Raw genomic sequence first — 7,753 nt, 5'->3', positions numbered from 1 at the left:
CTCGAACCGCACCACTTCGCCCAGGCCTTCATGCTCGCGTCGAGCGAGCCGGTGGACGTCCCGTGCCTGGAAGCGGCGCTGCGCGCGGTCGTCACCCACCACGACACGCTGCGGCTGCGCTTCACGCGCCGGCAGGACGGCACCTGGCACCAGGAGTTCACCGGCCTGGAGTCCCTGGTCCGCCTGGAGCAGGTGGACCTCTCCTCCGTGCCCGAGGCGGAACTGCCTGCGGCCCTGGAGTCCGAAGCCTCCCGCCTCCACGCCAGCCACAGGCTGGATGAGGGGTTGCTCCTGCGCGCCGCCCTCTTCCACCTCGGAGCCGAGCGAGGCTCACGACTCCTGCTGTCGGTGCACCACCTGGGCGTGGATGGCGTCTCCTGGCGCACGCTGCTGGAGGACCTCGGCGCGGGGTATGTGCAGTCGAGACAGGGCCACCCGGTGGCGCTGCCGCCCAGGTCCACTTCCTTCAAGACCTGGGCCGCGAAGCTGAGTGACTTCGCGCGCTCCGAGGAGGTCGCGCGTGAGCGGACGTACTGGCTGGAAGAGGGGCGACTCGAGGCTCCTACTCTCCCTAGGGATGGCGCTGGCGGTGCCACTTCCGTGGCCTCCTCTCGCACGGTGGAAGTCTCCCTGGACGAAGCCCAGACGCGGCTCTTGTTGCAGGAGACACCGGCTGCGTGGCGGGCGCACATCAACGAGGTGCTGCTGACGGCGGTGGCCGAGAGCCTCACACACTGGATGGGCCAGCCGCGCCTGCGTGTGGAACTGGAGGGCCATGGCCGCGAGCCGTTCTCCGACGACGTGGACCTGTCTCGCACGGTGGGCTGGCTCACCACGCTGTATCCCGTGACGCTGGACGTCTCGGGTACCACCAGCCTGGGCGGCCGGTTGCGCGCTGTGCGGGACTCGCTGCGGCGCCTTCCCCGAAAGGGACTCGGCTACGGCCTGCTGCGCCACCTGGCGGACGATGAGCAATCCCAGCACCTCCGCGCGCTGCCTCGTGCCCAGGTGCTCTTCAACTACCTGGGCCAGTTCCATCAGTCCGCCGGTGACGACTCGGCGCTGAATCCGTTCACCGCCACGCGGGAGCCCCTGGGGGTCCTGCGCGCTCCCAAGGCCGCGCTCTCCCACCTGCTGGAGATAAACGGCTACGTCTTCGAGGGCCGACTGACCCTGGTGTGGACGTACAGCCAGGCAGCGCACCGGCCGGAGACCATCCAGTCCCTGGCCGAGCATTGCCTGCACACGCTGCGGCGGCTCATCGACGACCGGGACTCCGACGACGCCCGCCGCTTCACGCCCACCGACTTCCCGCTGGCGAAGCTGTCCCAGTCGGTGCTCGACCGGGTGCTGCCCGCGGGGACGCTGGCGGACGACCTCTATCCGCTGTCGCCCATGCAGCAGGGCATGCTCTTCCACACCCTCACGGCCCCGGGCTCCGGCGTCTACGTCACGCAGTTGGCGTGGACCTTCGGCGGCGCCGTGGACATGACCGCCTTCCGTCGCACCTGGGAAGCCGTCATCCAGCGGCAGCCCTCGCTGCGCACGTCCTTCGTCCCCGAGGACGCGGGCCAGCCCCTCCAGTGGGTCCACCCGGAGGCCACCCTCCCCTGGGAGGAGCACGACTGGCGCGGCGTGGATGAGGCCGAGCAGCAGCGCCGCTTCGACACCCTCATCTCCGAGGACCGTGCTCGGGGCTTCGACCTGAGCACACCACCGCTGCTGCGACTGACGGTCATCCGCACGGATGAGCGCGCGTGGCGCGTCCTCTGGACGCTGCACCACCTCATCGTGGATGGCTGGAGCCTCGGGCTCCTCTTCCAGGAACTCTTCACCACCTACGAGCAGGTCCGCTCCGGCCGGCTCCCGGCGGAGAGTGAGTCGACCTCCTTCCGCGACTACATCGCCTGGCTCCAGCGCCAGTCCCTGGAGCCCGCGGAGCACTACTGGCGCAAGACGCTGCGGGGCTTCACCGCGCCCACGCCCTTGCCCGGTGCGCTTCCCCGAAGCCCGGACTCGGTGCTCCGGCGTCAGCACCTGAACGTCTGGCTGCCCGCGCAACTCACCGCGGACCTCCAGGCCTTCGTCCGCCAGCACCACCTCACCCTCAATGCACTGGTCCAGGCCGCTTGGACGCTGGTGCTCTCACGTCACACCGGTGAGCAGGACATCCTCTTCGGCGCCACGACGTCGGGGCGTTCCGCCGAGGTCTCCGGCATCGAGCACGCCGTCGGCCTCTTCATCAACACACTGCCCGTCCGCATCTTCGTCGACGAAGACGCCACCGCGCTCTCCTGGCTCCAGCAGCTCCACACCCAGCAGCTCGAGCTGCGCCAGTTCGAGCACACACCGCTGACCCACCTCCAGCGGTGGAGCGACGTGCCGCGCGGCACGCCCCTCTTCGAGTCCCTCTTCATCGTCGAGAACTTCCCCGTCGACGCCGCCGTCAACTCGGCCAGCGCCGAGCTGGGCATCCGTGACTTCAGCGCACGTGAGCAGGCCGATACCCCGCTGGAGGCGTACGTCATCCCCGGGGACTCCCTGGAGCTGCGCCTGCTCTTCGACGCCGCGCGCTTCGAGCCCTCCACCCCCGAGCGCCTCCTGCGCCACTGGAGCGTCGCGCTCCAGGCCCTCGTCTCCAGTCCCGACTCGCGCCTGGGGGCGCTCTCCCTGGTGACGGGAGAGGAGCGCGAGCAGGTCCTTCGCTCCTTCAACGCGTCCTCGCGCGAGTTCGACTCCTCGTGCCTTCACCTCCAGTTCGAGGCACAGGCCGCGCTCACCCCCGACGCCACCGCGCTGTCCTTCGGTGACGTCTCGCTCTCCTACCGCCACCTCCTCCAGCGCGTCCTTCGTCTCTCCCACCGACTCCAGTCCCTCGGCCTCCGCCCGGACGCCCCCGTCGGTCTCTTCGTCCAGCGCTCCGCCGACATGGTCGCCGCCATGCTCGCCATCCTCCACGCGGGCGGCGCCTACCTTCCCCTCGACCCTGATTACCCCTCGGACCGCCTCTCCTGGATGCTCCAGGACTCTCGCGCTCCGTTCATCCTCACGTCGCGACGCCTCCTCGACTCACTGCCTTCCTCGGAGGCGCAGGTCCTCCTTCTCGACGAGACGGGCGACGAGGAAGCGCGGACTCCTGGCAACGCGGACGCGGCCAATCTGGCGTACGTCATCTACACGTCGGGCTCCACCGGCCGGCCCAAGGGCGTCATGGTGCCTCACCGCACCGCCGCCAACTTCTTCGCGGCCATGGATGACCGCCTGGGCACCTCTCCCGGCACGTGGCTCGCCGTCACCTCCATCTCCTTCGACATCTCCGTCCTCGAGCTGCTCTGGACGCTCTGCCGAGGCTTCCACGTCGTCCTCCATGACGAGCGCGCCGCCTCTCGCCTCGGCACCGCGCTGACGCTGCCCGAAGTCCTCCGCCGCCACCCCGTCTCCCACCTCCAGTGCACGCCGTCCTTCGCTCGCGCCAGGGTGCTCGCCGCAGACTCCGTCGCCGCGCTCTCCTCCCTCCGCTACCTCCTCGTCGGCGGTGAGGCGCTTCCCGGCCCTCTCGCATCCCAGCTTCGCGCCGCACTCCCCCACTCCTCCCTCCTCAACATGTATGGCCCGACGGAAACCACCGTCTGGTCTTCCGCGCACCCCGCTTCCCCCGCCGACGAAGGCGCAGCCACCCTTCCCATCGGCACGCCCCTCACCAACAACCGTCTCTTCGTCCTCGACGCCTCCGGCCAGCCCTGCCCCATCGGCTCGCCCGGCGAGCTCTTCATCGCGGGCGAAGGTGTCGTGCGCGGCTACTTCGGCCGCCCCGACCTCACCGCCGAGCGCTTCCTCCCCGACGCCTTCTCCGGCATCCCTGGCGCGCGCCTCTACCGCACCGGTGACCTTGCTCGCTGGCGCCCTGACGGCACGCTCGACTTCCTCGGCCGCGCCGACTTCCAGGTGAAGCTGCGCGGCTTCCGCATCGAACTGGGCGAAGTCGAAGCCGTCCTCTCACGCCACACCTCCGTCCTCCAGGCCGTCGCGGGCGTCCACCTCGATGCCTCCGGTGATGGACGCCTCGTCGCCTGGCTCGTCCCCCAGGCCGGCGTCTCGCTCGACGCCTCCGCCCTCCGCGACTTCGCCCAACGGCACCTGCCAGAACACATGGTGCCCTCGCTGTTCGTCTCCCTTCCCGCGCTTCCCCTCACTCCCAATGGCAAGGTCGACCGCAAGGCCCTCCCCTCGCCGCTGAGCAAGAGCCAGCAATCCGCCGTCCCCGACGACTCCGAGCCGAGGACGCCCCAGGAGAAGGTCCTCGCCGCCATCTGGTCCGAGGCCCTGCGCGCGCCGCGTGTCACGCGCCATGACAACTTCTTCGCGCTGGGTGGCGACTCCATCCTCTCCATCCAGATTGTCTCCCGCGCACGCAACGCGGGCCTCCAGCTCACCACCCAGCAGCTCTTCCAGCACCCGACGCTGGAGGCCCTCGCTCGGGTCGTGAAGTTCGAGGGCAGCGCATGGGCCGAGCAGTCGGACTCCGCGCTCACGCCGCGCACGTCGACGGACTCGAAGTGGCACGAGTCCACGGACGTTGTCCTGAGCCGGTTGAAGCAGGCCATCGCGGACGGGCTGGTCCCCGCGGGCACGCCGGTGGAGGACCTCTATCCGTTGTCGCCCTTGCAGCAGGGCATGCTCTTCCACACCCTCGCCGCGCCGGGCTCCGGCGTCTACGTCACCCAGTTGACGTGGACCTTCGGTGACGCCCTGGACCTGGGGGCGTTCCGGCGCACCTGGGAGGCTGTCATCCAGCGACAGCCCCTGCTGCGCACGTCCTTCCACTCGGGCGACTCGCGGGAGCCCCTCCAGCTCATCCACCCCGGTGCTGCCCTACCCTGGGAGGAACTCGACTGGCGCGGAGTGGAGGAAGCAGAGCAGCAGTCCCGCTTCCAGGTCCTCCTCTCCGAGGACCGCGCTCGCGGGTTCGACCTGCGCACGCCACCGCTGCTGCGACTGACGGTCATCCGCACCGGTGAGCAGTCCTGGCGAGCCCTCGGGACCACGCATCATGTGTTGATGGACGGCTGGAGCATGGGCCTGCTCTTCCAGGACCTCTTCACCACCTACGAGCAGATTCGCGCGGGGCTGGTGTGGGTCCGGAGCGAGGCAACGACCTTCCGCGACTACGTCACCTGGCTCCAGCGCCAGCCGATGGAGCCCGCGGAGCTCTACTGGCGAAAGACGCTGCATGGCTTCACCGCGCCCACGCCCCTCCCTGGTGCCCTTCCCCGAAGCCCGGACTCGGTGCTCCAGCGTCAGCGCCTCCAGCTCCACCTGCCCGCGCAGACGACAGCAACCCTCCAGGCCTTCGTCCGCCAGCACCGCCTCACCCTCAATGCGCTGGTCCAGGCCGCGTGGACGCTGGTGCTCTCACGTCACACCGGTGAGCAGGACATCGTCTTCGGTGCCACCACCTCCGGTCGCTCCGCCGACCTCTCCGGCATCGACCGCGCCATCGGGCTCTTCATCAACACCGTGCCCGTCCGTGTCTTCGTCGACGACGGCACCACCGCGCTCTCCTGGCTTCAGCAGCTCCACACCCAGCAGCTCGAGCTGCGCCAGTTCGAGCACACGTCCCTCGTGCGTCTGCACGGGTGGAGCGACGTGCCGCGCGGCACGCCCCTCTTCGAGTCCCTCTTCATCGTCGAGAACTTCCCCATCGACGCCGCGGTGAATTCCGCCGGGGATGCGTTGGGCATCCGCGACTTCACCATCGTGGACCAGACGGACACGCCGCTGGAGGCGTACGTCATCCCTGGGGACTCGCTGGAGCTGCGCCTGCTCTTCGACGCCGCGCGCTTCGAGCCTTCCATCCCCGAGCGTCTCCTTCATCACTGGGGCGTCGCGCTCCAGGCGCTGATGGCTGCCCCGGATGCGCGCCTCGCCTCCATCTCCCTGCTGACGAGAGAAGAGCGTGAGCAGGTCCTTCGCTCGTTCAACGGCAGGGCCCGCCCCGCGCCGGCTCAGAAAGACTCCGGCTCGCGATACACCGCTCCGCGCTCACGGACCGAGGAACAGCTCACGCAGGTGTTCGCCCAGGTGTTGGGCGTGGAGCATGTGGGCGCGACGGACAGCTTCTTCGCGCTCGGCGGACACTCCCTGCTCGCCACCCAGGTCGTCTCGCGCATCCACTCCGTGCTGGGAGTGGAGCTCCCACTGCGCGACCTCTTCGAGGCCCCCACCGTCGAACAGCTCTCCCGGCGGATTGAGTCGAGAAGCGGCGAGGGCACGGGGACCAGGCGCCTCCTCCTGCGCCCGGGCGCGCGCGACGGCGCCATTCCTCTCTCGTTCGCCCAGCAGCGCCTCTGGTTCCTCGATCAGCTCCAGCCCGGCGGCTCCGCATACAACATCCCGTGGGCGCTCAAGCTCACCGGAACCCTGGATTCAAACGCGCTGCGCCAGTCCCTCCGCGCGCTGATGCTGCGCCATGAGGTGCTGCGCACGCACTTCGCCATTCATGAGGGTCAGCCCGTTCAGCGCATCCAGCAGGATGTCGTGCTGGAGATGCCTCTCATCGACCTCCGCGCACTGCCGGAGCAGGAGCGGGACGCGGAAGCCCAGCGCCTGATGCGCCAAGAGGCACTGCACTCATTCGACCTGTCTCGGGGTCCGCTGGTACACGCGACCCTGGTGCGATTGAGCGACGACGAGCACATCCTGCTCGTCACCGCACACCACATCGTCTCCGACGGATGGTCTGTCGCCATCATCGTCCGCGAGCTCGCCGCCTTCTACCGTCAGTTCGCCGGAGGAGAACCCGCCCAGCTCGCCTCCCTGCCCATCCAGTACGCCGACTTCGCCATCTGGCAGCGCGAATGGCTCCAGGGCGACGTCCTTTCCGCCGAGATTGACTGGTGGCGCCAGGAGCTCGCCGGCGTCTCGACTTCGCTCGAGCTTCCCACTGACAGGCCGCGTCCCGCTGTTCAGACGTACCGGGGAGACATCGTCCCCGTGGTCCTGTCCAGACAGTCGAGCGACTGGGTCAAGGCGCTCGCCCAGCACGAGGGTGCCACGCCCTTCATGGTGCTGCTGGCTTCCTTCCAGTTCCTGCTCTCCCGCTACTCGGGCCAGGACGACATCTCCGTCGGCTCGCCCCTCGCCAACCGGAATCGCTCCGAGACCGAGGGCCTCATCGGCTTCTTCGTCAACACCCTCGTCTTCCACTCCCGACTCGACTCGAAGCAGTCCTTCCGTCAGTTGCTCTCCCAGGTGCGCACGTCCACTCTGGCCGCCTACGAGCACCAGGACGTCCCCTTCGAGAAGCTTGTCGAAGAACTCCAGCCTCAGCGTGACCTGAGCCGCTCACCGCTCTTCCAGGTCACCCTCACCCTTCAGAACGCTCCTGAAGGAGAACTCAAGCTCGCCGGCATCACGCTGGGCGCGCTGCCTCCGAGCATCGAGTCCTCGAAGTACGACATCAGCCTTCTGCTCGAAGAAGGCATCAATGGCTTCGCGGGTGTCTTCAACTACAACACCGACCTCTTCGACGCGGCGACCATGGAGCGCCTCTCGCGTCACTACGCGGTGCTGATTGAGGGACTTCAGGCGGCCCCCGATACCCAGCTTGGCCTGATCCCTCTGCTCACGTTGGCGGAGAAGCAGCAGGTCCTCGCGGGTTGGAATGGCGTTGTCAGTGATTACCCGCGCGACGCATCCATCCCTTCGCTCTTCGCTCAGCAGGCCGCGCGCACGCCTGATGCTGTCGCCGTTG

General features: G+C 68.7%; 1 protein-coding gene. It reads left to right on the top strand.

Annotated features, from left to right (window positions below):
* On the top strand, positions 1-7,753 hold a 7,753-nt coding region (locus tag HUA76_RS44625; protein ID WP_174464413.1), incomplete at both ends, for a non-ribosomal peptide synthetase.

The sequence above is a fragment of the Myxococcus sp. CA056 genome (genome assembly GCF_013336715.1).
In the GTDB taxonomy this organism is placed as follows: domain Bacteria; phylum Myxococcota; class Myxococcia; order Myxococcales; family Myxococcaceae; genus Myxococcus; species Myxococcus llanfairpwllgwyngyllgogerychwyrndrobwllllantysiliogogogochensis.
This window is presented reverse-complemented; position numbering and strand designations above follow the sequence as displayed.